General features: G+C 67.0%; 18 protein-coding genes, 1 tRNA gene and 2 pseudogenes. 9 read left to right on the top strand and 12 right to left on the bottom strand.

What is annotated here, in order from left to right; all coding sequences use genetic code 11:
* Positions 1 to 9: 9 nt before the first annotated feature.
* The 5 genes and pseudogenes from ACYQ5L_RS09060 to ACYQ5L_RS09040 all read right to left on the bottom strand — a co-directional run bounded on the left by ACYQ5L_RS09060 (position 10) and on the right by ACYQ5L_RS09040 (position 9,447).
* Positions 10 to 4,911, bottom strand: coding sequence for an NAD-glutamate dehydrogenase (locus ACYQ5L_RS09060; protein ID WP_459956940.1), 4,902 nt, complete (start codon positions 4,909 to 4,911; stop codon positions 10 to 12).
* 398 nt (positions 4,912 to 5,309) lie between these two features.
* Positions 5,310 to 6,986 carry an energy-dependent translational throttle protein EttA gene (ettA, locus tag ACYQ5L_RS09055; protein WP_459956939.1) on the bottom strand — a complete coding sequence of 559 codons (1,677 nt, stop codon included), beginning with the start codon at positions 6,984 to 6,986 and terminating at the stop codon, positions 5,310 to 5,312.
* Positions 6,987 to 6,996: 10 nt separating this feature from the next.
* On the bottom strand, positions 6,997 to 8,358 hold the full coding sequence (locus ACYQ5L_RS09050) for a tyrosine-type recombinase/integrase (RefSeq protein ID WP_459956938.1): 1,362 nt from the start codon (positions 8,356 to 8,358) through the stop codon (positions 6,997 to 6,999).
* 9 nt (positions 8,359 to 8,367) lie between these two features.
* Positions 8,368 to 8,559 carry a helix-turn-helix domain-containing protein gene (locus tag ACYQ5L_RS09045; protein ID WP_459956937.1) on the bottom strand — a complete coding sequence of 64 codons (192 nt, stop codon included), beginning with the start codon at positions 8,557 to 8,559 and terminating at the stop codon, positions 8,368 to 8,370.
* 10 nt (positions 8,560 to 8,569) lie between these two features.
* Positions 8,570 to 9,447: pseudogene (locus tag ACYQ5L_RS09040) on the bottom strand (replication initiator).
* A 617-nt stretch (positions 9,448 to 10,064) separates the two neighbouring features.
* On the opposite strand from ACYQ5L_RS09040, the gene ACYQ5L_RS09035 reads away from it, so the two are divergent.
* Positions 10,065 to 10,556 (top strand): DUF6630 family protein, encoded by a 492-nt coding sequence (locus ACYQ5L_RS09035; protein WP_459956936.1) that lies wholly within the window; start codon positions 10,065 to 10,067, stop codon positions 10,554 to 10,556.
* Between the two features lie 180 nt (positions 10,557 to 10,736).
* Here the strand turns inward: ACYQ5L_RS09035 and ACYQ5L_RS09030 are convergent, their stop codons facing one another.
* The 3 genes from ACYQ5L_RS09030 to ACYQ5L_RS09020 form a co-directional block, all read right to left on the bottom strand.
* Entirely contained in the window at positions 10,737 to 11,183 is a 447-nt protein-coding gene (locus tag ACYQ5L_RS09030; protein ID WP_459956935.1) for a single-stranded DNA-binding protein, read from the bottom strand.
* A 154-nt stretch (positions 11,184 to 11,337) separates the two neighbouring features.
* Positions 11,338 to 12,294 (bottom strand): threonine/serine dehydratase, encoded by a 957-nt coding sequence (locus tag ACYQ5L_RS09025; protein ID WP_459956934.1) that lies wholly within the window; start codon positions 12,292 to 12,294, stop codon positions 11,338 to 11,340.
* The gene (locus tag ACYQ5L_RS09020) at positions 12,291 to 14,333 is read right to left on the bottom strand and encodes a bifunctional copper resistance protein CopD/cytochrome c oxidase assembly protein (protein WP_459956933.1); all 2,043 of its coding nucleotides are present in this window, start codon (positions 14,331 to 14,333) and stop codon (positions 12,291 to 12,293) included. The genes ACYQ5L_RS09025 and ACYQ5L_RS09020 overlap by 4 nt, the downstream gene beginning before the upstream one ends.
* 204 nt (positions 14,334 to 14,537) lie before the next feature.
* Between ACYQ5L_RS09020 and ACYQ5L_RS09015 the strand changes: the two genes are divergently transcribed.
* From ACYQ5L_RS09015 to ACYQ5L_RS08995, 5 genes and pseudogenes are all read left to right on the top strand, one after another.
* Positions 14,538 to 14,611 (top strand) — tRNA-Arg (locus ACYQ5L_RS09015).
* 680 nt (positions 14,612 to 15,291) lie between these two features.
* Positions 15,292 to 15,603 carry a hypothetical protein gene (locus ACYQ5L_RS09010; RefSeq protein WP_459956932.1) on the top strand — a complete coding sequence of 104 codons (312 nt, stop codon included), beginning with the start codon at positions 15,292 to 15,294 and terminating at the stop codon, positions 15,601 to 15,603.
* Positions 15,603 to 16,313 carry a hypothetical protein gene (locus ACYQ5L_RS09005; protein WP_459956931.1) on the top strand — a complete coding sequence of 237 codons (711 nt, stop codon included), beginning with the start codon at positions 15,603 to 15,605 and terminating at the stop codon, positions 16,311 to 16,313. Before ACYQ5L_RS09010 ends, ACYQ5L_RS09005 begins: the two co-directional genes overlap by 1 nt.
* Positions 16,314 to 16,377: 64 nt before the next feature.
* A pseudogene (locus ACYQ5L_RS09000) lies at positions 16,378 to 16,464 on the top strand (haloacid dehalogenase); the annotation flags it as partial.
* Between the two features lie 132 nt (positions 16,465 to 16,596).
* On the top strand, positions 16,597 to 17,334 hold the full coding sequence (locus ACYQ5L_RS08995; protein WP_459956930.1) for a class I SAM-dependent methyltransferase: 738 nt from the start codon (positions 16,597 to 16,599) through the stop codon (positions 17,332 to 17,334).
* 503 nt (positions 17,335 to 17,837) lie between these two features.
* Here ACYQ5L_RS08995 and ACYQ5L_RS08990 read toward each other — a convergent pair.
* Both ACYQ5L_RS08990 and ACYQ5L_RS08985 read right to left on the bottom strand, forming a co-directional pair.
* Positions 17,838 to 19,187 carry a cytochrome P450 gene (locus ACYQ5L_RS08990; RefSeq protein ID WP_459956929.1) on the bottom strand — a complete coding sequence of 450 codons (1,350 nt, stop codon included), beginning with the start codon at positions 19,185 to 19,187 and terminating at the stop codon, positions 17,838 to 17,840.
* Between the two features lie 71 nt (positions 19,188 to 19,258).
* A complete protein-coding gene (locus ACYQ5L_RS08985; RefSeq protein WP_459956928.1) occupies positions 19,259 to 19,414 on the bottom strand; it encodes a hypothetical protein in 156 nt (51 codons plus the stop codon).
* Between the two features lie 247 nt (positions 19,415 to 19,661).
* Between ACYQ5L_RS08985 and ACYQ5L_RS08980 the strand changes: the two genes are divergently transcribed.
* Together ACYQ5L_RS08980 and ACYQ5L_RS08975 are read left to right on the top strand one after the other, a co-directional pair.
* Positions 19,662 to 21,317: an alkaline phosphatase D family protein gene (locus ACYQ5L_RS08980; protein WP_459956927.1), complete on the top strand. Its 1,656-nt coding sequence runs from the start codon at positions 19,662 to 19,664 to the stop codon at positions 21,315 to 21,317.
* 341 nt (positions 21,318 to 21,658) lie between these two features.
* Complete coding sequence (locus ACYQ5L_RS08975) at positions 21,659 to 22,249, top strand: hypothetical protein (RefSeq protein ID WP_459963364.1); 591 nt, start codon at positions 21,659 to 21,661, stop codon at positions 22,247 to 22,249.
* Between the two features lie 138 nt (positions 22,250 to 22,387).
* Here ACYQ5L_RS08975 and ACYQ5L_RS08970 read toward each other — a convergent pair whose 3' ends face one another.
* Entirely contained in the window at positions 22,388 to 22,585 is a 198-nt protein-coding gene (locus ACYQ5L_RS08970; protein ID WP_379203503.1) for a hypothetical protein, read from the bottom strand.
* A 100-nt stretch (positions 22,586 to 22,685) separates the two neighbouring features.
* Here ACYQ5L_RS08970 and ACYQ5L_RS08965 point away from each other — a divergent pair, with 100 nt between their 5' ends.
* Positions 22,686 to 23,903: a cation:proton antiporter gene (locus ACYQ5L_RS08965; protein WP_459956926.1), complete on the top strand. Its 1,218-nt coding sequence runs from the start codon at positions 22,686 to 22,688 to the stop codon at positions 23,901 to 23,903.
* Here the strand turns inward: ACYQ5L_RS08965 and ACYQ5L_RS08960 are convergent.
* A complete protein-coding gene (locus tag ACYQ5L_RS08960) occupies positions 23,900 to 25,114 on the bottom strand; it encodes a helix-turn-helix transcriptional regulator (protein ID WP_459956925.1) in 1,215 nt (404 codons plus the stop codon). The genes ACYQ5L_RS08965 and ACYQ5L_RS08960 overlap by 4 nt on opposite strands.
* Positions 25,115 to 25,195 lie beyond the last annotated feature (81 nt).

The following is a 25,195-nucleotide window of genomic DNA, read 5'->3' as shown; positions in this document are numbered from 1 at the left end:
CGACACTGGTCAACGCGGTACCTCCGATTGCGCACCCACCCCGCTCACCATGCTGCGCACCTGCCGCGCCGCAACCGACAGCGTGGCCAGGTCGTGGGTTCCGGATTCGAACAGTTCCGAGAGGGCGCTACGCGCGCGCCCGAGCCGGGACTGATTTTTCGACTCCCAGTATGCAATCTTTTCCTCGGCCGTCTCCTCCGGGTCGCCGGCGGAGAGCACGTCGAGGGTCAGCGAGCGCAGTGATCCGTACATGTCGTCGCGCAGCGCGAGCCGGGCCAGGGCGTGCCAGCGATCACCGCGTTCGAGGTGGCTGACCGCCTGCAACAGCCAGTCGATCTTGAGGTGGTCATTGAGCGCGTAGTACAGCGCACCCACCTCCTCACCGCGGCGATCGGTGATATCGGCGATATCGATCACATCCAGCAGCGGGAAGAGATTCAGCAGCCCGAACACCTCGGTCGCCAGCTCGGTGGGCGCGCCCTTGCCGATGATCGCCTGCGACTGCACGTTCAGGGTGTCGATGTGATGCCCGCGCAGCCAGCCCGGCACCTTGGGCGCGAGCCGGTGCACCTCGGTGGCGTAGCGGTGGATCTCCGCGCCCACGGCAATGGGCTGCGGCCGGTTGTTGAGCAGCCAGCGCGAGGCGCGATCGAGGGTGCGCTTGGTCTCCAGTTCCAGCGCGTCCTTCATACCGGTGGAGATCTCCGCGGCGCGAATGCGCTCCCAGATGGTGTGCAGTCCGAAGATCTGCGTCGCGGCGGTGAAGGCGCGCACCGCATCGGAGGCGGTGGCGCCGATCTCCTCGTTGAGCCGGTGCGCGTAGGTGATGCCGCCCAGATCCACCACCTCGTTCACCAGCATGGTGGTGGTGATCTCGCGCCGCAGCCGGTGCCGCTTGATGGCGGCCCCGAACCGATTGCGCAGCGGTGTGGGGAAGTACTGCACCAGCCGCGCGGAGAAGTACGCGGTGTCGGGCAGATCGCTGGCCAGCAGGTCGGCCTTGAGCGAAAGCTTCACGTGCGCCATGAGATTGGACAGCTCCGGCGAGGTGAGCCCGGTGCCCTCCTCCATGCGCCGCTTCATCTCGATATCGCTGGGCAGCGCCTCCAGTTCGCGGTCCAGGCCGCGCCGGTCCACCAGATCGTCGATGACGCGCATGTGCACATTGAGCATGCGCGGCGCCTCGGCCCGGGACATGCCCATCAGATAGTTCTGGGACACATTGTCCCGCAGGACGAGTGCGGCGACCTCGTCGGTCATCGACGCCAGCAGCGGATTGCGCTCGTTCTCGGGCAGTTCGCCGCTGGAGACCACGCCGTCCAGCAGCACCTTGATATTGACCTCGTGGTCGGAGCAGTCCACGCCCGCCGAGTTGTCGAGGGCGTCGGTGTTCATCTTGCCGCCGTGGCGGCAGAACTCGATGCGGCCCAGCGCGGTGGCACCCAGATTGCCGCCCTCGCCGATGACCTTGACCCGCAACTCGTTCGCGTTCACCCGGACCGCGTCATTGGACTTGTCGCCGACCTCGGCATTGGTCTCGGTGCTGGCCTTGATGTAGGTGCCGATACCGCCGTTCCACAGCAGTTGCACCGGCGATTTCAGGATGGCGCGCATGAGCTCCGGCGGCGACAGCGCCGTCACCTCGTCGGCCAGCCCGAGCGCCGCGCGGGCCTGCTCGCTGATGGGGACGGATTTCACCGTGCGGTCCCACACGCCGCCGCCCTCGCTGATGAGCGAGCGGTCGTAGTCGGCCCAGGACGAGCGCGGCAGGGCGAACATGCGCGTCCGTTCGGCGAAGGAGCTCACCGCGTCCGGATTCGGATCCAGGAAGATGTGGCGATGGTCGAAGGCCGCCACCAGGCGGATGTGCTCCGACAGCAGCATGCCGTTGCCGAAGACGTCCCCGCTCATATCGCCGATGCCGACGACGGTGAAATCCTCGCTCTGGGTGTCGATATCCATTTCGGCGAAGTGCCGCTTGACGCTCTCCCACGCACCGCGGGCGGTGATGCCCATGGCCTTGTGGTCGTAGCCGGCCGAACCGCCGGAGGCGAAGGCATCGCCCAGCCAGAAACCGTATTGCCGCGCAACGTCATTGGCGATGTCGGAGAAGGTGGCGGTGCCCTTGTCGGCGGCGACCACCAGATAAGTGTCGTCGCCGTCGCGGCGCAGCACCCGCGCGGGCGGGATGACCTCGCCGGTCGCACGGTCCACATTGTCGGTGACATCGAGCAGGCCGGAGATGAAGGTGCGGTAGCAGGCCACGCCCTCGGCCTGGAAGGCCTGCCGGTCGGTGACCGGATCCGCGGTGGCGGCCGGCGGCTGCTTCACCACGAAACCGCCCTTGGCGCCGACGGGCACGATGACCGCGTTCTTCACCGCCTGTGCCTTGACCAGGCCCAGGATCTCGGTGCGGAAGTCCTCCAGGCGGTCCGACCAGCGCAGCCCGCCGCGCGCGACCGGGCCGAAGCGCAGATGCACGCCCTCGACCCGCGGGGAGTACACGAAGATCTCGAATTGCGGCCGCGGCCTGGGCAATTCGGCGATCTGATGTGGTTCCACCTTGAACGACAGGTAATCCCGGGACCGGCCCTCGGCATCGGTGACGTAGTAATTGGTGCGCAGCGTCGCCTTGATCAGGCTCAGGATGGCGCGCAAGATGCGGTCGGCGTCCAGGCTCACCACATCGTCGATGCGGCGGCGCACGGCCGCTTCCAGATCCTTGGCGTGGCTCTCGTCGGCGGAGTCCGGATCGAAGACGGCGGCGAACAGGTCCACGAACAGCCGCGCCACATCCGGGTAGGCGAGCAGGACGCGGGCGATATTCGCCTGGGAATAGGGGAAATCCGCCTGCTGCAGGTATCTCGCGTAGGCGCGCAGGATCGAGACCGAACGCCAGTGCAGCCCGGCGCGCAGTACCAGCTCATTGAGGCTGTCGGCCTCGGCGCGGCCGTACCACAGCGCCTCGAAGGCCTCGGTGAAGCCTTCCCGCAGCCCGCGCACCTGTTCGTCGAGCACGTTCAGCCGCGCGGAGGATTCCACCAGCTGGGCGTCCATGCTCTGGTCCAGGGCGCTGCGCAGCAGTTCCGGCCGGGCCAGCAGGCCGAAGTCGTAGATCCACTGCTCGGGCCCGCCATCGAGTTCGAGCTGGTGCGGGCGTTCGTCGATGACCTCCACGCCCAGGCTCTGCAGCACCGGCAGGACCTGGCTCAGCGAGATGCCCTTGCCGCCGATGTAGAGGGTGAAGCGCCACGAACCGGGCTCGGAGTCGGCATCGCGGTACAGGTATTGATCGATGCCACCGTCCTGCAGGCCCTGCAGGCGGACGATATCGGCCAGGCCGCGTCCGGCCGGGAAGTCCTCCTTGTAGCTCTCCGGGAAGGCGTCGGCGTAGCGCTCGGCAATGGCCGGATCGAGCACGGTGGAGGTCGCCGTCTCGTCGCGCAGATGGTCTTCCCAGGTGCGGCTGGCCTCGGCCAGCAGATGCTGGATGCGCAGCCGGTTCGGCTCCGTGGTGTCCGCGGCGGCGCCCTCGTCGGGCAGGCGCACCGTGAAATACACACTGGCGAGGTCGCTTTCGGAGACGCGCGCCGAGTAGTCGATGGAGACGCCGCCCAGCTCGCGCACCAGGATGTCCTGCATCTCCAGGCGCACGCGGGTGGTGTAGCGGTCGCGCGGCAGGTAGACCATGCAGGCCACGAAGCGGCCGTAGCCGTCCATGCGCATGAACAGCCGGACCTGGCGGCGCATACCCACGTTCAGGACGGCGCTGGCGGTGCGGCGCAGGGTCTCGCCGTCGGAGGAGAACAGTTCGGTGCGCGGGAAGGACTGGATGACCTCGAGCATCTCCTGACCGGAGAAGGAGTCCATATCGAAGCCGCTGGCCTCGATGATGGAGCGCACCCGCCGCGAGATGACCGGGATGTCGAGCACGTTCTCGTGCAGGGCGTTGACGGTGAAGACGCCGATGAACAGGTGCTCGCCGAGCAGGGCGCCGGAGTCGTCGATCTCGGCCACGCCCACGAAGTAGGGGTAGACCGCGCGGTGCACGGTGGCGGGCACCAGGCCCTGGGTGAGCATGAGCAGCGGCTGGTCGCCGCTGTTGTCGGGCACCCGGAAATCGGTGCCGACCCGGGGCTGCAGCACGCCGAGGCTGGTCTCGGGCAGGATGACCGACTTGGCCTGCCCGTCGACGGTGGTGCGCTCGTAGCGGGCGTAGCCGAGCACGGTGAAGTTGCCGTCGGCCAGCCAGCGCAGCAGGTTGGCGCAATCGCCGAGATCGGTTGCGCTGAAAGGGGATGTGCCGTTCTTGGCGGCGGCCTCGAGCTGCTCGGCCACCCGGGCCTGCGCCTCGCGCATGGCCTCGGTGTCCTCGATGACGCGGCGCACGTCGGTGAGCACGTCGGTGAGGGTGCTGCCGACCCGCTCCAGCAGTTCGCGGCTGGTGGAGGGATGCAGCTGCACGTGCATCCAGGATTCGCGTAATCCGGTGGCGCCGTTGCCGTCCACCTCGTGCGGGACGGCGGTCCCGAGTGCGCCCTCGCCGTCGCGGGTCACCTCGAAGATGGGGTGCACCACCTCGCTCACGCTGACGCCCATGCGGCTCAGCGAGGAGGTGACCGATTCCACCAGCAGCGGCATATCGTCGGTGACCATTTGCACGGCGGCGCCGAGGCCGGACTCGTCATCGGGGTGATGCACGCGCACGTTCGCAAAGCCGGGGGTGCGGCGCATGGCGAGATCGACGTGGCAGCGGAAGATCTGGGTGGAGGTGGCCGGGATGGCACAGTCCGCGTCCCCGGCGTCGACGTGACGGAAGTACGCCTCCTCGAGGGAAACCAGATTGCCGCGCAGTGAGGCGGGCAAACTCGCAGCCCACGCCGCGCTGGACAATTCGGACGAGACCGTCATTTTCGCCAACTCCTGGGATTCGGTTCCGTAACAAAGTGACGCCGGGTCCGAGAGTAGCTGAGCGGCGGATGTGCCGGGCTGAGTTCTTGCCAATGCCGCGCCCGCGTCGCACACTCCGGACAAACCGGACGGTTCGGCGATTGCCGGTGCCGCATGGAACCGCCAGGTGGAGTACGACAAACCTTGCACCAAAACGGATTTCACGCACAAATGCGTACGCGAAATCGACGAATTCGCTCCTCGATAGCCGTTCACTCTGAGGACATGGAAGAGCCCTCTGGCAAACGTCGAGCTGTCCAGCTATCGACTCCCGGCCGACGCGGGGATGACGAGCGCCATCCCCGCGCGAGCCGGGCTGAGACCGGGCCCGGCGGGCCCGGTACGGGTATCGGTTCGAGCTATCCGCGAGTGAGCTTGCGGTGGGTGACCCGGTGCGGACGCGCCGCTTCCGGACCCAGCCGCTCGATCTTGTTCGCCTCGTAGGCCTCGAAGTTGCCCTCGAACCAGAACCACTTGGCGTCGTTGTCGCCGTCACCCTCCCAGGCCAGGATGTGGGTGCAGGTGCGGTCCAGGAACCAGCGGTCGTGGGAGATGACCACCGAGCAGCCCGCGAAGTTCTCGAGGGCGTTCTCCAGCGAGGACAGGGTTTCGACGTCGAGGTCGTTGGTGGGCTCGTCGAGCAGGATCAGGTTGCCGCCCTGCTTGAGGGTCAGCGCCAGGTTCAGGCGGTTGCGCTCACCGCCTGAGAGCACCCCGGCCGGCTTCTGCTGATCCGGGCCCTTGAAGCCGAATGCGGAAACATAAGCGCGGGACGGCATTTCCTGATTGCCGACCTGGATGAAGTCCAGGCCGTCGGAAACCACCTGCCACACCGTCTTGTTCGGGTCGATGCCGGCGCGGTTCTGGTCGACGTAGCTCAGCTTGACCGTCTCGCCGACCTTCACGGTGCCGCTGTCGGGCTGCTCGAGACCGACGATGGTCTTGAACAGCGTCGACTTGCCGACGCCGTTGGGGCCGATGACGCCCACAATGCCGTTGCGCGGCAAGGTGAACGACAGGTCCTTGATGAGCTGGCGGTCGCCGAAGCCCTTGTCCAGGTTGTTGACCTCGACCACGATATTGCCCAGGCGCGGACCGGCCGGAATCTGGATCTCCTCAAAGTCCAGCTTCCGCATCTTCTCGGCCTCGGCCGCCATCTCCTCGTAGCGGCCCAGGCGCGCCTTGTTCTTGGCCTGGCGGGCCTTGGCGCCGGAGCGCACCCAGGCCAGCTCGTCCTTGAGGCGCTTCTGCAGCTTCTGGTCCTTCTTGCCCTGGACCTCGAGCCGCTCGGCCTTCTTCTCCAGGTAGGTGGAGTAGTTGCCCTCGTAGGGGAAGGTGCGGCCGCGGTCGAGCTCGAGGATCCAGCCCGCGACATTGTCGAGGAAGTACCGGTCGTGGGTGACGGCCAGCACGGCGCCCGGGTAGTTCGCCAGGAACTGCTCGAGCCACAGCACCGATTCGGCGTCGAGGTGGTTGGTGGGCTCGTCGAGCAGCAGCAGATCGGGCTTGCTCAGCAGCAGCTTGCACAGCGCCACGCGGCGGCGCTCACCACCGGAGAGGTTGGTGACCGGCTCTTCCGGCGGCGGGCAGCGCAACGCGTCCATGGCCTGCTCCAGCTGGGAGTCCAGATCCCACGCGTCGGCGTGATCCAGCTCCTCCTGCAGCTTGCCCATCTCCTCCATGAGCTCATCGGAGTAGTCGGTGGCCATGAGCTCGGCGATCTCGTTGAAGCGGTCCAGCTTCACCTTGATCTCGCCGAGCCCCTCCTCGACATTGCCGCGAACGGTCTTCTCCTCGTTCAGCGGCGGCTCCTGCTGCAGGATGCCGACAGTCGCGCCCGGCGCCAGCCAAGCATCCCCGTTGTTCGGCTGGTCCAGTCCCGCCATGATCTTCAGCACGCTCGACTTACCGGCGCCGTTCGGACCGACGACACCGATCTTGGCCCCGGGAAGGAAGTTCAAGGTCACATTGTCGAGCACGACCTTGTCGCCATGCGCCTTTCGAACCTTCGTCATCTGGTAAATGAACTCAGCCATATCGGCAAGCCTATCGGTAGTTGTCTTGGTGATTTCGCCCCACCGTCCCAACGGCAGAGGTCATCGATTGGTTTCCGTTCGCGGCCGGTTTTTCCGCCCCCGTCGCCAGCGACCCCGGCAAGATTAACCCGCCATGATCAGGCCGTGCACAGGCCGTCAGCGTCTGCTCCGAGCCGCCGAACACCGCCCCGATCGCCGCCCGCGCCCGCTCGTGGCTGGACGGGATCAGGTGCGCGTAATACTTCAGCGTGATCGCCGCATCGGCGTGTCCGAGGTACTCGGAAAGCTCGTTGATCGCGACTCCGTTGCCAAGCAGATCCGAGGCGTACAGATGCCGCAGCGCGTGCATCCCATCGATCCGCCTCCGGCGCGTAATGCCGGCGGTCCGGAACGCCCCCGCCCACACCGTCGCAGTGAACAGCTCCCCGTACCACGTCTTGCCGCCCTCGCGCGTCATGAGCACCAACACAGTCTCCAGCCGGCCGCCCGGCTCATCCCACGGCAACGTCACCGGCACCGGCGGGAACAGCTCCGCATACGCGTCAATCTCCCTGAGCACCCCGGACTCCAGCGGAGCCACGCGCGTCTTATCGCCCTTGGGCAGCGAGAACACCGGAGTGCCATCCACCAGCCGAATCTGACGCTGGATATCCACCAGCCCGGCATCGCGCCGCACGTCATCGGGCGAGAACCCCAGCACCTCCCCCTGCCGCATCCCGATACCCCGGGCGAGCGGCACCACAATCCGATTCCGCTCCGGCAGCGCCTGCCAGATCGCTCGCGTCCGTGCCTCCGTCCACGGGATCACCTTGCGCCCCACAGGCTTCGGCGGCGTGATCTCCTTCGACTTGCACGGGTTCTCAGGGATCTTCCGCTGCACAACGGCCAGTTCCATGATCGAGGCCAGTTGCCGAAACAGCTGCGCCCGATACGACTGCGCCAGGCCCCGTCCCTTGAGCCATTCGAGCCACTTCTTCACCGCGTCCACCGTCGCCGCCGTGGCCACCGTATGGGACTGGAAGAACGGCACGATATTGGTTTCCACCTGAATCGTGTTGGTGGTGCGGCTGGAGCCGTCATCGGAGGTGCCGGACAGCCAGATCGCCACGTGCGTCGGAAACGGTTCGCGGCCCGCCCGAGGATCGACATACCGGTTTTCCAGCAACGCACTGTCGATCTTCGTCTTGAATGCTTCAGCCTGCCTCTTGCACTTATCCGGGAAGCTCTTGGACCGCTCACTACCGTCCGGAGCCAGATACCGAACCTTGTACCGCATCCCCTTGCCGAAATCCTTGGTCCTGACCCGCAGCGTCCGCGCCGAGTTGTCCGGATCAGGAATCTCCTTGTACCACCGGTCCTGAATGTGCGACACGAGCCACCCCTAGGCGACGAAGTCATCGGCCGGCAGGTTGTCGAACCATTCGACGACCTGAGCAGGCTTGTACCGCAGGTGTTTGCCCGCCTTCTTCGCCGGCGGCCCGTATCGCTTCTTTCGCCATTCCCGAATCGTGTCCGGCGAGACCTTCAAAAAGCGCCCAACATCCTCGATCGTCCAGCAGTATTCCGTGCTCATCACCGACCCCCTATGCCGCTTCCTGCATTGCCGAAATGTCGTGCGCCTCAGGAGGTCCGAGTGACTCCAGGGCGTTCTGGTACTGGACACGGTCCGCCGACCGCTGCGAGATCATGGCCATGATCAGGTGTTCGCGGGGCGGGACCGCCGTGTCGCCCGGTTCCACCGGGGTGATCGTGGCGCGGCTGTGGTCGGTCTTCTCGATACCGGCCGCCGCGAGGACTTGCCGAACGAACTCGGTGCGGTCGGCCTGGTGATCGGGCAGCGTCTTGCCGGACCACCTGCGCGACACCAGGACCCGTTGCCCGCGCAGGCCGAGGGTTTCGCGGCGGTGCGCCTTGCCCTTGCAGTGGCCCGGCACGGTCTTCTCCGTCGCACCCTTCGGGGTGATGCCGTAGCGCAGCCAGATCGGGCAGCGCGGCGAGCACGGGACGGTCTGGAGCTCGGCGTGCAACCGGTCGTAGTGGTCGGGCTGGTGGCCTCCAGCACTTCGCCGATGGACTTCACGAGGTACTTGGTCAGGTACCCGATGTGGCGGTTGGCTTCCTCGCTGCCGGCGGGGATGCCCTTGATGTCCATCTGGGTGCCGAAGCGGATCACGTGGGCCGGATCCAGGTCGTCCACGGTGTCGAGGACCTCCTGGGCCTGCTGCCAGGTGGGAATCGGCTTCCCGGAGGTCGGGTCCACGAAGGTGTTGTGCTCCTTGTGATCCCAGACCGGCATGTTGTCGTCGCTGTACTGCACCTGGTCGAAGTGCGGCCACCACAGTTGGTGATAGGTCGCGGCGGTCACCATCCGCAGGATCTTGCGCGGGATCGCGGTGCGCAACGCGATATGGATGTGCGGTGCGCCGCGCCGCTGCGGTTCGACGGTGGCGAAGTACTGCACGTCGTAGCCGACCGCGCGCCGCAAGTTCTGGATCCAGCGGTCGAACAGTCAGCGGTGCGCATCCACCGATGGACTCACCAGGAAGCTTAGCCACGCAAACCGGGTTGTCTCAGTTTGAGACGCCGGTGGATTCGACACGAATGCCAGTGCCACGGTGGCCAAGTCGGCTAGCGTTATCGCGGTGACTCCTATCCGGGATGCAGCGTTCCAGTCCGTCATCCGGGCGGCCTGACGTTGCGTTCTGGAGAGGAGGAACCCGATGCCGAGAAGAAGGCATAGGAGAAAGAAAACCCCGGCAGCTTGGTATATCGCTGCCGAGGTCTCTGCAAGGTGTTCAGGCCCAGTTGTGGCGCTCCTGGTGTACGTACTGCTGTTGCGCTGATCAAGATGTACTGACCTGAGCAAAGGGGCTGGTCGTCGTTGCCGCGACGCCAGTCCCTTTCCTTTGTCCTCCACGCTCACCGAAGAGGCTTGACGCCACTCCAGCGCGGTGGAAAACGTAGAGATAACGCTACATCAAGCGTTGGGCGTAAGTGCCACTTACGCCCCACCCTCCGTGCTGGTGGGGCGTTCCGCACCGCCCAATGTGTCAGTAGCGCCAAGTAGGTTCTGTGCTCGTGATCTTCAGTACGGAGCAGCAGGCGAGAATGTGCGAGCTTGTCGAACTTCTGGCTACCAACCCCATGCGAGCAGCAGTGACCTTGGTGGACACGCTCGACACGACAGACCCTGACTGGTGGGACAGTCCGGAGAGCATCGTGATCGAAGCCCTGCGCCGCGACGGTCTGATCTATTTCGACTGGCGGAACGACGCATCCGAGATTCGGCGCGATCTGGAACGACTACCCGCCTTTCCGAAAGGATTGTCATGGGACTGGTACGACTGGCGCAAAGTCGATAACTGGGACCCCGACTACCGCCGGGCCTTCTTGCAGCAACTGGCTGATCGACTGCTCGAAATCGATGTGGCACTGATCGGTATATACGTCGATGGCGATGGACTCACGCTCGGTCTCCTACCAGCTGATCAACTCGACCGATTCGCGGAACTGGCTTCAGCGGCGGAGGTACGCACCTTCGTTTACCGCTCCGGAGCGCCGACCGCCTGACTCATAGCCCCCCAACCATCACCAGGCCGCCTACAGGCCGTCAGAGGCTCACTCAGAGCACCACACAGCCCTCTCCAACGCCCACGATCACCCCGATTACGCGCTTCGCAGGCGAACCCGCTCACCTGCAACTACGTGAAAACGATCATCTGGTAAATGAACTCAGCCATATCGGCAAGCCTATCTGTGTTGAGTTGCCGGTTCTCCGGCAGTGTCCGCATCTTCGCGTGGGCCGGGGGCCGGTTCGGGATGGGGGGTGGGGGCGAAGTGTTTGCGCTGTACCGGGGCGGTGCAGCGGGCCAGGTCGGGACCGAGGGCGAGGGCGCGCATTTCCAGGTCGCTGCGCTCGGCGCCGTCTCGGCTGGTGTATTCGTTGGAGCGGAGTTGGCCGTAGGCGATGATCGGGTCGCCGCGCTGGAGGGAGGACTCGACGCCTTCGACCAGTTTGCGCCAGCAGGTGACCGTCAGATACAGGGTGCCGCCGTCGACCCAGTCGCCGGTGGCCTGGTCGAAGCGGCGCGAGGTGCTGGCCAGCCTGAAGGACAACACCTGGTCGCCGTTCCCGAGTTCCCGGCGGGTGGGATGGGTGACCACTCGTCCGATCACCGCGGTATTCGCCTCGTACATCGCACTCCCCCTTGCTGTTTCGGCTGTGATTCGTTCGTGCCTCCAGCTTGGCCCGCGGTGGGTCCGCGCAACACCCCTGATCCGGGGATTGTGGACAACCTCGCGCCATGTGGACAACCGCCACGTCAGTGGCGTTATCCGGGCGTGAATCCGGTTACAGCGTCGCCAGATCCGTATTGGCCCCGCACAGCACGATGACCGGCCGCTCCCCGGCGGCGGGCACGTACGCGCCGCTCTGGATGGCCGCCACGGCGGTCGCCCCGGCGGGTTCGACCACGATGCGGAATTCGCGCCACAGGTATTCGCGCGCCATCACGATGTCGTCATCGCTGACCAGCAGGGACCGCACCTGATAACGCTTGGCGACCTCCATGGCGATATCGCCGATGCGGCTGGCGCCCAAGGCGTCCGAGGCGACGCTGGACACGTCGACCTCCACCGGATGGCCCGCCGCGAGGGCGGCGTGCAGGGTCGGCGCGCCCTGGGGTTCGACGCCGATCACCCGCCCGCGCAGGCCCAGCGCAATGGCGATGCCGGCCACCAGACCCCCGCCGCCGACGGCCACCAGCACCGGCGGGCGGCCGCGCACCTGCTCCTCGATCTCCAGCCCGACCACGCCCGCCCCGGCCACGATGGCCGGCTGGTCGTAGGCGTGCAGCTGCATGGCCCCGCGCTCCGCGGCCAGCTCCCGGGCGTAGCGGTGGGCCTCGGCGTAAGTGGTTCCGTGCCACAGCACTTCGGCGCCGTGCGACCACATGGCGGCGACCTTGGTGTGCGGGGCCGATTCCGGCACCACCACGGTGCAGGACTTGCCGCGCAGGGCGCTGGCCAGGGCCGCGGCGATCCCGGCATTGCCCCCGGAGGCGAGCACCACGCTGCTGTTGTCCTCGCGGGCCTGCAGCAGCGCGTTGAGGCACCCGCGCACCTTGAACGTGCCGCCGTGCTGCAGATGCTCGAGCTTCAGCGTGACCGGGACCGGACCGCGCGGTCCCTGGATATCGGTGTGGAAAACCGGTGTCTTGCGGGTGTGCCCGTGCAGCAGGCGCCGTGCCCGCCGGACGTCGGATCGATAGAGCCGCTTGACCTTCCGCGTCAAGGCGACATCACTCACTTGGGTACCTCTCGATCACGCCGGGCGAGCTCGGCGAACATGGCGTTGTGCGCGGCCAGCGCCGCGTCGTCGTCACGGTCGGCTTGGCGGTCGAGCCGTTTGGCCATCCGGTCGTCGCTGCGCGACCACTGGATGAGCAGGGCGAGCATCACCACCACGAGCGGGATCTCCCCGCTGGCCCAGGCGAGACCGGCGCCGGTCTTCTGGTCGTCGAACAGGTCGATGTTCCAGCCCAGTCCGAGACTGCGATAGAACCAGCCGCCCATGACCGTCTGCATGCTCATCAGCGCGATGCCGAAGAAGGCGTGGAAGGGCAGCGAGCCGAACACCATGCCCAGCTTGGTGAGCGGCTCCACCTGCCGCGGCTTGGGGTCGATGCCGATGACCACCCAGTAGAAGAGGTAGCCGCTGAGCAGGAAGTGCGCGTTCATGATCAGGTGCGCGCCGTGCGAGTCGAGCACCTTGTCGAAGATGCCGCCCAGGTAGAGCGCGTAGAACCCGCCCACGAAGAAGACCGACGCCACCACGGGCTGGGTCAGGAAGCGCGAGACCGGATTGTGCACCGCGGCCAGGATCCATTCGCGCGGCCCCGGCGGCTGTTCGCGACCGGCCGGTTGAATCGCCCGCAGCGCCAGCAGGACCGGGCCGCCCAGGGCGAACAGGATGGGCGCGAGCATCGACAGCAGCATGTGCTGGGCCATGTGCACGCTGAACATGGCCGGGGCATACCGGCCGACGCCGGAGCTGGTCGCGATCAGCAACGTGGCGCAACCCGCCAGCCACGCGATGGTCCGCCCGACCGGCCAGGCGTCACCGCGGGTGCGCAGCCTCGCCACGCCCCGCAGGTAGAGAACGGCCAGCACGATCGAGAGCGTTCCGTAGATCAGATCGAAGCGCCAGTCGAACATGATGCGCGCGACGGTCGGCGGACCGGCCAGGTTGTAGCCGATCTCCACCTCCGCGGGTGTGGGCACCTCGAGCAGGGGCGGCGGCGGGGTGCGGCCGAGACCGACCGCCAGGCCGACGGTGGCCGCGAAGACCAGCGCCTCCACGCCCGCGAACCGGATCAATGCGGCGCGGTCGCTCGGATCCTTCTCCAGATCCGGCAGCGCCCGCTGCCGCTGCAGATAGCCGATCAGCCCGAGCACCAGCAGGGCCGCGGTCTTGGCCAGGATCAACTGCCCGTAAGTAGTACTGAACAGATCGCCGAACTGCGGCAGCCGCACCCAGGAGTTGATCACGCCGCTGGCCGCGATCACCACGAACGAGATGGTCGCGATGAGCGAGAGCCGCCGCGTCGCCAGCGCGGTGTACTTGCCGTCCCGCAGCGCGTAGGCCAGCACCGCGAACAGCCCGCCCACCCAGAAACACGCGGCCACCAGATGCAGGATCAAGCTGTTGGTCGCCAGATCGTGCGCGCCGCCCGAGGACGAATGCCCGGTCAGCGCCACCGGCATCAGGCAGATGATCGACCCCCACAGCAGTACCGGAGTCCATCCCCACCGCAAAGCCACCCGGCACCCGACGGCGAGCGCCAGCACGAAGAACACGGTCAGCCGCCACGACGAGGCCACGTCGACCTGATTCGCCGCGCGCCACACCGCTTCCGGCCGCAGATTGTCCAGCACCGGTTGCCCGGTGGTGTCCGACAATGTCAACGGCACCAGCAATGCCGCCGACGCCGCCCACACCACCGCCGCGTTCCCGGCGCGTCGCAGCGCCCGGTACCCTCCGGCGTCGAGCACCCCGGTGGCCTGCGGCGGCACGAAGAACGCCGCGAACAGCAGCGAGCCCACCACCACCGCGGCCGAAAGATCAGCGAGCGCCCGCACCGCCGGCAGCCCGTACGTGGTGAGGGCCCCCGGATCCGGAATCCCCAGCAGCGTCAGTGCCTGCGCCGCCGACAACGCCACCACCAGCGCCGCAGTCATAGCGGCCACCGCTCCGCCCACGGCGGCGATCGCCGCGAACGTCCCCCCCGAACCCGACCGGGTAGCTCGAACGTCGGCTGCTGCGGGCGGGTCCTGCGGTGACGACATACGCCCAGGGTAGTTCGGACTACCCGTCCCGACTCCCCTGGGGTTTCCCGTCCCCCGGTCTGCACAACCGCCCCGACGCGCCGAACAGTTGCTAGGCGACCACCCATTCCCGATCTGGACGCTCGCTATACTTAACGCGCTGGACACCAAGACCGATTTCGGTCAAGGTGTTTGGTGCCCGCATCAACGCCGATGCCCCGCACTGCCTCCGTAGCTCAGTTGGATAGAGCAAGGGCCTTCTAATCCCTAGGTCGCAGGTTCGATTCCTGCCGGGGGCGCTTCGTGTAGCTGACCAGCGACAATGCTGGCAGTTACACCTATACCCAGCCCCTACAACGCTCAAACAGCAAGGGATTTTCCCGCGTAGTATGTCGGGATGGAGCTAGATCTCGACTCGCTCCTCCGACAGTTCTGCCGCTACCTGCTGGCCGAAGACGTCATCGAGACCGATCCGTTCGCGAAGATGGTCCGCCCATCGTCCCCGAGAAACTCATCCCGGTGCCTCCCATCGACGACCTTGCGCCGATAGCGTCTATGCCCGGTCGACCCGCCCTTCACACCTAGGCTCGGATGTGGCCAAGCGACAGGCGGCTGCCACCTGTGGACGTTCTGCGGCTGCGCCGACCCCGCCAGCGATCGGGCGGAATCGGACTGGTGGCGGTCAAAGTAACACTGCCGCACCCACTTCCGAAGTGAGTTGAACCCAGCTCATGGAAAGGGCTCGAATACGCATGTTGACTAGGTGGCGAGTCTGCGGGAGCTGCGCTATGTGCGGGAGGGCTCGTTGTCGCGGCAGCTCGAGGTATTTCGGCATGAGGGCCTGGCCGCTGGAGACGGCTGCGGGATGGACGCGGGGAGTTCGGTGGCGGGTCGGGGGTGTGTGCAGAATATAATCCCCGAGGTTGTTTGGTAGAGAGCGCGATTGACTGGCGCTCGTTAGTCGGGGTGGGACAAATCGATGACGAATACACAGCAGGACACCGCTGTGGTGCGGAAGTTCTTCGGCGGCGTTCTGGTGGTGGTCGCGCTGGCGCTGATCGGTTTCAGCTTTGTGGCTGGCAACGACGCGGAGAATCCGCAGTGCGACGGGCAGTCCATGAGCAGGTCCGACACCTGCCTGTCATCAAAGTCCGGGGCGCAGAGCTATGACGATCGCGCGTCGGATGCGTCGGCGGCCTCGAGCTGGTTGCTGGGCGTCGGGGTGGTCGTCGGTTTGGCCGGGGCGGGGTTGTTCGTCTCGGGTATCGCGGGTTCGTCCAACCGCTCCTGATGGGAGATGGGACGCGGGCCGCGCTCGTCGTTGCCGCCTCACTGGTGCTGGCCGGGTGTTCGTCGGATCCGTCGACGCCGGTCGCGCCGACCGGTGCGGAAGCTGACCGCCAGGCGGCCCAAGCGGCTGTGTTCGTGCTCGCCGATGTGCCGTCGGGTTATCGGGAGAAGCGGCCCGGTGATTCGGGGATATCGCGACCCGATCAGGAGGAACATCCGTGGACGAGCGGGCTGTTGACCTGCCTGGGTGTCGACGCTTCTGCCGTCGGCCGTAGCGGGCCGTGGGCGAAGTCGGCCAGTTTCGAATCTCCGGGCCGACCGCGTGTGGTGGTGTCGTCGGAGATCGATGTCATGGCTTCTGGCGAGGCGGCGGCCGCGGAGATCGAGTTGCCGCGTCATCCTGATATGCCGCGGTGCATGGTGGCGTCGACGGCCGGGGATACTGGTGACGGCACGGGTGGTTCAGTGTTCGTTTTCGAGCAGGTCGAGCTGCTCGATTACCCCAGCTATGGGGAGGGTAGCGTCGCGGTCCGGGCGCAGGGCTATTCGAAAGTCGGTGGCGTGAAGAAGATTTCCTACGTCGACACGATCACCGCCCGAGTCGGGAACAGAGTCGTTACCGTCCAGTTGGGCGCGCTCGATGAACCGGTGTCGCAGGCGCAAGCGGATCCCCTCGTTCAGCGCGCTGTCGAACGAGCTACCCAGCGCTGACCCGTTCTCGATTCCATCGTCTGGAGATCGGTTCACAGACCATCTCACAGTAGGGTTGAGAGCCGTGATTAGTGCCGTGGTGTTCGACGTCGGCGAGACTCTGGTCGACGAAACCCGCGAGTATGGCACCTGGGCCGATTGGCTTGGCGTGCGCGGATGTTCGAGCTGGGCCGTCGTAGTGCCGAGTGGGCGGTGATGGTCTGGCGCGCAAAGGAACTCGAATTCCGAACGTGGACAGGGAGCGTTCAGGCACAGCCGCTACGGCCGTGTTAGCGTCGGGCACGTGGGGACAACAACGCAGCGAACCGACGCCGTCGGCGCGGCCGCGTACGACCCGATCGCCAAGGCCTACGCCGAGGAGAACGCGACGAGCCTCCTCAACGAGTACTACAACCGGCCCGCGATCCGGAACCTGCTCGGCGACGTGACGGGTAAGCACGTGCTCGACGCCGGATGCGGCTCGGGTCCCACGCTCGTCGACCTCATCGAAGGCGGAGCGACCGCGGTCGGAATCGACGGCAGCCAAGCCCTGATCGACATCGCCGCAGACAGAGTCGGGGGTGCCGCAGAGCTACACGTCGGGGACCTCGCTGCCCCTCTTCCGTTCGGCGACAACACATTCGACGACGTTGTCTGCTCCCTCGCGCTGCACTACCTCGAGGACTGGCATTCCCCGCTGGCGGAGATGCGCCGCGTGCTCAAGCCGGGAGGCCGCCTGATCCTCTCGGTGGAGCACCCGCTGGTCATGTGGTTCACGCAGCTCCAGGCCGGCGAGACCACGAACTACTTCGCCACGCGCCAACGCAAGGTGACCGATATGGCAGGGCAGACCGCAGACCTCACATTCTGGGATCGGTCCTTGTCGACGATGTTCCAGACATTCTTCGACAGTGGATTCCGTGTCACCCACGTCGAGGAGCCGGCGCCCGCCCCGGAAGCGGTCGAGCGGTTCCCCGAGTTCTTCCAGGACCGCGAGGACCCGAGGTTCCTGGCCTTCCTGTTCCTGGTGTTGGAGGCCTGACTCCTACGCTGCAGCCGGCCGGTACTGGGCAATCATCGCGCCGCGCACGGCTTCTGCGATCGTCGCTTCGCTGTGCAGCCCGGCTCAATCTGACGGTGTGGCTTGCAACCTTGCGTAGGGAATCAGGCCGGTATACCCCGCGCTACCGAACTCCTCTAGCGCTGCCCGATTCCCGCCGAACTCCGCTCAGTCGGACAAGCACGCCATTCGGCATTGCAGCGCGTTGACCTGGGCTGTGGACTGCCGGTCCGAGCGTGCAGCAGAGATAGGATGGAACAGCGCTGGGAGCGCACATTACCTATGAAGCGGGGGGCAGGTATGACTCGAGCCCGGTTGCGACGCGGGTGGCAACCGCACACGGGTCCTCCTCCTTGTAGAAGCTGTTGGTGACCTCGAAGACGATGTCTGCGCCACGGGTTCTAAGCTGCAATTCGCACCGGTAGAGGTGACTGTTGCCGGCATCTCACCGGAATCCTGGCGGTCTACGCCGCAGCGCTCGCGGATCAGTCCGCGGCGCGCACCCGATAGGCGACGCGGCAGGGACGCGCGGGCCACCGGGACTTGTTGCCGATATCCGGTTTCGGATCGCCGGTGGTGAGCTCGAGATCGTAGTGCCGCAACAGGTGCGCGAGGATGATCGTCATCTCGAGTTTCGCGAATCTCGTGCCCAGGCATGTGTGGACGCCGCCGCCGAAGCCCATGAGTTTCGCGCGTTCGTATTTGGCGTCCGGGCCGAGATAGCGTTCGGGGCGGAAGACGCCCGGATCGGCATGTTCTTCGGGCAGTAGGTGATTCACCAGGGGCGAGGTGAATACCTGGGTGCCCGGGCGCAGGATGTAACCGTCGATCTCGACCTCGGCGACGGCCTTGCGCATGAGCACCGGCGCGATCGGATACATCCGCTCGGATTCGTGAATACAGGCGTCGATGAAGCGCAACCGCTTGACGGCCTCCAGATCCAGCGGCCCGTCCCCGAGTTCGTCGGCCTCGGCGCGAGCGCGGGCGAGCAGCTCCGGATGCCGCAGCAATTCGATCACGGCCCACGACAAATGCCCCGTCGTGGATTCGTGCCCCGCCCACAGCAGCAGCAATACCAGATTGACCAGCACGGCGTCGGGAACGGCCGAACCATCGGAATAGGCGGCGGTGGACAGGGTTTGCAGGAAATCGGCCTCGTCCAGCGGCCGGGTGCGGCGGCGCGCCAGCATCGCGGTGAGATCCGCCTTCAGGCCGGCCCCGGCGCGGGCTCCGAAAACCCGGCCGACGGTGGGCACGAATCGCGGCGCGAAGGTCATCTGCTTGGAGAACCAGCGGAATCTGCCGAAGACGTCGTCGCGCATTTCGGCGGTGAACCGATCCCCGAGAAAGGACTGCGCCGCGATATTCATGACCAGCACACCGAGTTCCTCGGCGAGTTCGAATTCGCCCCGCGCACCGAGCCGCTCGCGGAACGCCCGCGCCTGCGCGTCCATCACCGCGGCATAGATCTCGTGCTGCCGCCCGGTGAAACGCGGCAGGATGATGTTCTTCTGCTCGCGGTACTCCGCCGGGCTCGCCAGACTGAAGAAGTCCGGCGCGAACATGGTGCGGAAGAACGGATACGCGGCCTGCGTGGAGAGATTCTCATCGTGAAAGAACCTCTCGCAGTTGGCTTTCCCGAGCACCACCACCGAGTCCGCGGTTCCGGGCAGTGCGATCCGGAAGATCATCCCCTGTTCCCCATGGCCACGCCGCACCAAGCCTTCCGGATAGGCGGCCAGCTCACGAACATGCCCGATGAGCGGCAATCCTCCCGACAGCAACGGTGGCCGCGAACAGGCGGCGCGATTGACGGCAAACCCGGGTGTATTCATATTTCCCCCCTGGACGATTCGAGCGTGTCCTCCCCGTGGACACTCGATTCATCATGGCACCCGAGGCGGTTCTACGCAGGCGTCCGGACCTCCCCCGCTCCGAGATACAGGTCTCCGATGGCAGGGTCGGGGGCAATGGCGCGCGCGGCGCCCGCCCGCGCCACCCGGCCGGCGACCAGGACCAGGGCGTGACCCGAGATGCGCAGGGTGACCGCGAGCGCGTCCATGATGTGATCGCGCGCGGCCCGTTCGGCGGCGTCCCCGTCGCGCTTCTGCAGGGCGGCCTCGGTCAGGCGATGCCCCTCGATCGAGGCGAAGGCCTCCTCATCGCTGTAGAGGTCGGCGATGCGGTAGTTGAAGAAGTGCTCGCTGTTCTGGCCGTTGAGCTCGGCGGACCCGAGCCGTCATCGGAAATTTCCCGGCAAACAAACCACCGTTCACAGGGACCTTCGATCCGCTCGAGTACCGTGGCTTATGGAGTTGTCACGGCGCCAGTTGTTGCGCTTCGGCGCGGCCGGATCGGCCGCGGTGCTGGTCGGCGCCTCGGCAGCCAGCAGCATCAGATTTCCGGCACCGAGATTCCCGGGCGATGATCCGTTCACACTGGGCGTGGCCTCGGGTGATCCGACGCCGGACGGCGTGGTGCTGTGGACCAGGCTCGCACCGGATCCGCTCGCGCCGGACGGGCACGGCGGTATGACGAACGCGCCGGTCACCGTCGACTACGAGGTCGCGCACGACGAGGGCTTCAGCCGGATCGTGGCGCGCGGCAGTGCGGTCGCCACCCGGGAGCTGGGTCACAGCGTGCATCCGGAGGTCAACGGCCTGGATCCGGATCGCTGGTATTTCTATCGATTCCGGGCGGGCTCGGCCATCTCGCCGATCGGCCGCACCCGCACCGCTCCCCCGGTCGCCCGGGCCACCGCGCGCCTGCGGTTCGCCTTCGCGTCCTGTCAGTCGTGGAGTTCCGGCTATTTCACCGCCTACGAGCACATGAGCCGCGAAGACCTCGATCTGGTGGTGCATCTGGGCGACTACATCTACGAGCGCTCCTGGCGGCAGGGCCGGCAGGGGTTGAACGTACCGGATCTGCCCGGTGAGGCCGTGGATCTGCGCGGCTACCGGTTGCGCTACGCGCAGGCGAAATCCGATGCGCCGCTGCGGGCCGCGCACGCCGCCTTCCCGTGGCTGGTGACCATGGACGATCACGAGGTCGACAACAACTGGGCCGGGGACAAGGGCGGCATCGGAATCGATATCTACCGGGTGCCCGCGCTGTTCCGGCGACGGCGGGCGGCGGCCTTCCAGGCCATGTACGAGCATCAGCCGCTGCGGCTGGCGCAAATGCCGTCCGGGCCGAACATGTTGCTGCACCGGCGGTATCGGTTCGGCGATCTGGCCGAGATCACCATGCTCGACACCCGGCAGTACCGCACCCGGCAGGCGTGCGGGGACGGCAGCCTCACCTCCGATTGCGATGCCCGCTTCGACGGGGATCGCACGCTGCTGGGCGCACGGCAGCGGGAGTGGTTGCTCGACGGGTTCGCCGACTCGCCCGCGCGCTGGCAGATCCTGGGAAATCAGGTGGCCATGGCGCGCTCGGATTACGACCCGGGCGAGGAGGTATTGCTGGGCACCGACGCCTGGGACGGCTATGTCGCCGACCGCAATGCCATTCTGGGCTCGGCCGCCGAACGCGGGGCGCGCAATCTCGTGGTGCTCACCGGCGACCGCCATCACAACTACGCCGCCGAGCTGCGGCGCGAGTTCGACGATCTGCGCTCACCGGTGGTGGGCGTGGAATTCACCGGCACCTCCATCACCAGCGGCGGCGACGGCGCGGATATGAACGAGACCGGGCGCAATCTGCTCGCGGCCAATCCGGATATGAAGTTCTTCAACGCGCAGCGCGGCTATGTGCGGGTCGAGGTGGATCACGGGGTGCTGCACAGCGATTTCCGCGTGCTGCCCTTCGTGCACCGGCCCGGCGCGCCGATCGCCACCCGCGCGGGCTATGTGGTGCAGGACGGCGTGCCCGGGGTCACGGAGGCCTGGCGGCCCGACTATCCGGCCGAGACGCCGCCCGTTTCCGATACGGTGGCGGCGCCCTCGGGCGACACCCCGCGCTGAAGAACGGCGATCGCACTCGATCCGGCGGGTAGGGTCACGTGAATTCGCGCGCCCGCCACGCAGTTCGATGGCCTGTCGCTCGGGCTGCCGAGCCACACCGTGTTTGCGCTCATCGCGCGCCTCCCATCCAGGGTTCGGAAATGCCGGTCATATCGATTATCGATAGCGGAGAGGTAACCGAGACCAACGTTACTCCCACAATCGGTGTGCGATATGCCACCGTGTCCAATTCGACACGCAAGCGCCACGCCGGGCAGAGAACATATTGTGGCGCAACAACACTCGATATGCGTTCTGCGCATTGGCCTCGGCGGCCGGTTACGCGATAACTTATACGCGTGATGAGGGATTCCGCACCTACAACGGCAGGAGCATGGCGAGCGGCCGACGGCACGGCGGTGCCGTTCCGCGAGGCAACGGTGGCATGGGCCCTGGCGGCACATGCCGAACTGGCCGAAACAGCCACCGGGTACGGACATTTCGTCACCGTCAACGAACTGGCCGAGCGGGTGCAGGAATCCTCCGGCGTGCACACCCAGGCGCCCACGCGCACCTGGATGGACGCCATCCTGCGCAAGGTCGCGCGCCGCTGCCACAGCGCGGGTGAGCCGCCGCTGACCGCGCTGTGCGTTCGCCAGAACCACACCATTGGCGACGCCTACAAGTACGTGCTCGAACTCGCCGGGCTCCCCATCCCCGACGATCTGGAACTGCACGCCGCCTACGCGCGCTGGCAGTGCTACCAGCATTACGGCGCGGCGGTGCCCGCCGACGGCGGCATTCCGCCGCTCACCCCCAAGGTCGCCGCCAAGCGCCGCGGCACCATGAACGCCGCGACGCCCGAACCCAAGCCGGAGCCCGAGCGCGCACCGGTGTGCGCCGACTGCTTCACCCAACTGCCGGCCAACGGCATCTGCTTTTACTGTGCCTGATTTGTGGGGGGCACCCCCACGCCCCCCGGCGGGGACACCCCGCACCCCCAGGGGCTAGCCCCCGCACCTCCACAAGGGGCTCCGCCCCTTGACCCCGATTACTGTTGGTGACCTTGCGGGGTGGGCGGCGCAGCGTCGTCACGAGTTGTCGCGGAAGGTCATGAGGAAGCCGGCCGCGGCGATCACGAACAGCACGATGAAGGCGATGACCCGCGCGACCGGGCTCGGCCAGTCACGCACCCAGAGTCCGGTGAGCATGGCCGCCAGCATCATGATCACCCCGTAGAACGGCGTGCGCTTCGGGTGGCGGCCCAGGCGTTTCGTATGGCTGCCCATCACTCCTGCATACGCCTCACAGGGCGCTACCGGTTGGCTACTGCGTCACAGCACCGTGTCACAGCCCGGTCCGGTGGCCGGGGCGTGCCACCATGGCGACGTGACTCTGGCTGCGGAAACCCTGATCACGGCGGCTGGAGAGGCGACCGGATCCGATCCGTCGCCGATCGTGTCGCTGTTCTGGATCGCGGCGGTCGCTGCGCTGTCCCCCCTCGCTGTGCGATTGCTGCGCGGATTCGTACCGGATGTGGTCATCCTGCTGGTGGCGGGCATGGTGCTCGGGCCGTACGTGCTGGACTGGGCCGGATCCGGCGGCGGCGTCGACCTGCTCAGCGAGCTCGGGCTCGGAATGCTGTTCCTGCTGGCCGGATACGAACTGGATCCGCGCCTGCTGCGCGCCAAACCCGGGCGGGTGGCGTGGGCGACCTGGCTGGTCTGCCTCGCCCTGGCCCTGGGCATGGTGCACCTCGCCGCGCGGGACGCCGGATTCACCACGCAGATCGCGGTGGCCATCGCACTGACCTCGACGGCGCTGGGCACGCTGCTGCCGATCGTGAAACAGGATGGGGTGCTGGACAAACCGCTGGGCCGGGCGGTGCTCGCGCACGGGGCGGTCGGCGAGCTCGCGCCCATCGTGGCCATGTCGGTGCTGCTGACCAGTCGCAGTCCCGGCGCGGCCATCGTGGTGCTGGCGCTGTTCGCGGTCGCCGCCGGATTCATCGCGCTGGTGCCGCGGCATCTGCTCGACCGCGCGCCCGGGCTGCCGCGGCTGCTCGGTCAACTCGGCGGCGGCACAACGCAATTGCCGGTACGGGTGGTTTTCCTGTTGCTGCTGGTGCTGATGACGGTCGCGGACGTTTTCAGTCTCGATGTGGTGCTGGGCGCCTTCGCGGCGGGCCTGATCCTGCGCAGCCTGGTCAGCGAGGAGCTGCCGGAGATCGAGGAATCCCTGGAGACAATCGGATTCGGGGTGCTGATCCCCATCTTCTTCGTGGTCTCGGGCATGGGCATCGATCCGGCGGCGGTGGCGCGGCGGCCGCTGACCTGGGTGCTCTTCGTGCTCGCCATCGCGCTGGCGCGCGGGCTGCCGGTGTGGTTCAGCGAGCGCTTCGTCCCGCACGGCGCGAACCTGACCGAGAGCCGCGAACGGGCGCAGCTGGCGTTGTACGCGGCGACCGGGCTGCCGATCATCGTGGCCATCACCCAGGTAGCCACCGGCGATGGCCTGATGAGCCAATCCCTGGCCTCGACCCTGGTGGCCGCCGGAGCGACCACCGTACTGCTGTTCCCCTTGCTCGCCAAGGCCATCGGGTCCTAGCGGAGGAACCAGCCGGAGGCGCCGGCCGGTGTTCCGGATTCCATGCGCGGAACGTACTGGTCGAAGAAGAGTTTGGCGGTGAGCTCCGCCCGGCTGCGCACGCCGACCTTGCCGAACACGCTCTTGACGTGGTCGTTGACCGTATGCGCCGACAGGCCCAGGAGTTTGGCGATCTCGGCGCGGGAGTGGCCGCTGCTGAGCAGTCGCACGATATGGCGTTCGCGGGCGGTGAGCTGGTAGGCGTCGGCGACCAGCTGGGCGATGTCCTGGGGGCGGGTCGGTTCCACGATGACCGATACCCGGCCGCCGTCGAGGGCTTCCGCGTGCAGGGTGAGCCAGCGGCCGGTGCGGGTGCGGATACGACTGCGGCGCGGACCCGCTCCCGCCTGCCGGGCCAGGTGCAGGACGCAGTACGGCACGCCGCTGAATGTCGCTGTGTCGTCGTCGATTTCGCCGAGCCAGCGGCGGGCCGCGGCGGTGGTGCCGATCTCCCGGTACCGCTCGTCGAGCAGGATCAGGCCCGGACCGTCGCAGTGCTGGTCGGCGGCGATCTCGGCGAGCACCAGCTGATGGCGCAGGACCGCGCCGACATCGCCGGTCGCGCGGCCCACCAGGGCGGCGTCGGCGCGGGTGAAATCCGGGCTGTCGGTATTGCGCAACATGATCAGCGCACCCCACACATCGGTTTTCGAGGTGAACAGCACCCGCATCTCATCGCGCAGGCCCACCGGGACGAAGACCTCGTTGAAGCGCTGGCTGCGCTCGAAGCGCCCGTCGGTGACCAGGCTCAGCGCGGCGGTGCGGGTGGCGGCGCGGGCCATGGCCGGGAGGGCGCACAGGTCGTCGCCGCGCGCCTCGATCTCCACCAGCCGCGGTGCGAACGCTTCTGGAATGCCCTCGCGGTGGAAGCCGCCGGTGGGCAGCAGGGTCGCCGGATCGACGGTGATCACGCACCACGAGTCGAACGGCACGGCTTCGCGCACCGCCGCCGCGACCGCGCGCCCGATGCGCACCGCACCCGGTTCCGCCGCGACCGCGCTCGTGCGGGTCCCGGCCGTATCGGCACGGGCCGTGCCCTCGCCCGCACCGGCGCCGTTCCCGGAAGCGTCGATCCCGGTCCCGAGCACGGCGTTCGTGGCTCCGACCATGCCGACCCCGCCACGGCACGCTCGGTCCACCCCGGCGCTCAATCTGCGCAGGACATCGTCCATGGACTCAGCGTATGGGCGGGCCGGGGGTGCGGGAACCCCTGGAAGTGGGGATGGCCGGGCGCGGGCCGCGGGCGCTGCACT

This window comes from Nocardia sp. IFM 10818, assembly GCF_054655275.1.
This window is presented reverse-complemented; position numbering and strand designations above follow the sequence as displayed.

What these genes read in the sequence shown, in the direction of transcription:
- ACYQ5L_RS08960 (WP_459956925.1), bottom strand. Translation starts at nt 25,114, where the DNA reads ATGGACGATGTCCTGCGCAGATTGAGCGCCGGGGTGGACCGAGCGTGC.
- ACYQ5L_RS08985 (WP_459956928.1), bottom strand. Translation starts at nt 19,414, where the DNA reads ATGGACGCGCTCGCGGTCACCCTGCGCATCTCGGGTCACGCCCTGGTC.
- ACYQ5L_RS08980 (WP_459956927.1), top strand. Translation starts at nt 19,662, where the DNA reads ATGGAGTTGTCACGGCGCCAGTTGTTGCGCTTCGGCGCGGCCGGATCG.
- ACYQ5L_RS09030 (WP_459956935.1), bottom strand. Translation starts at nt 11,183, where the DNA reads ATGTACGAGGCGAATACCGCGGTGATCGGACGAGTGGTCACCCATCCC.
- ettA (WP_459956939.1), bottom strand. Translation starts at nt 6,986, where the DNA reads ATGGCTGAGTTCATTTACCAGATGACGAAGGTTCGAAAGGCGCATGGC.
- ACYQ5L_RS09005 (WP_459956931.1), top strand. Translation starts at nt 15,603, where the DNA reads ATGGGAGATGGGACGCGGGCCGCGCTCGTCGTTGCCGCCTCACTGGTG.
- ACYQ5L_RS08970 (WP_379203503.1), bottom strand. Translation starts at nt 22,585, where the DNA reads ATGGGCAGCCATACGAAACGCCTGGGCCGCCACCCGAAGCGCACGCCG.
- ACYQ5L_RS09020 (WP_459956933.1), bottom strand. Translation starts at nt 14,333, where the DNA reads ATGTCGTCACCGCAGGACCCGCCCGCAGCAGCCGACGTTCGAGCTACC.
- ACYQ5L_RS09060 (WP_459956940.1), bottom strand. Translation starts at nt 4,911, where the DNA reads ATGACGGTCTCGTCCGAATTGTCCAGCGCGGCGTGGGCTGCGAGTTTG.
- ACYQ5L_RS09045 (WP_459956937.1), bottom strand. Translation starts at nt 8,559, where the DNA reads ATGAGCACGGAATACTGCTGGACGATCGAGGATGTTGGGCGCTTTTTG.
- ACYQ5L_RS09010 (WP_459956932.1), top strand. Translation starts at nt 15,292, where the DNA reads ATGACGAATACACAGCAGGACACCGCTGTGGTGCGGAAGTTCTTCGGC.
- ACYQ5L_RS08990 (WP_459956929.1), bottom strand. Translation starts at nt 19,187, where the DNA reads ATGAATACACCCGGGTTTGCCGTCAATCGCGCCGCCTGTTCGCGGCCA.
- ACYQ5L_RS08975 (WP_459963364.1), top strand. Translation starts at nt 21,659, where the DNA reads ATGAGGGATTCCGCACCTACAACGGCAGGAGCATGGCGAGCGGCCGAC.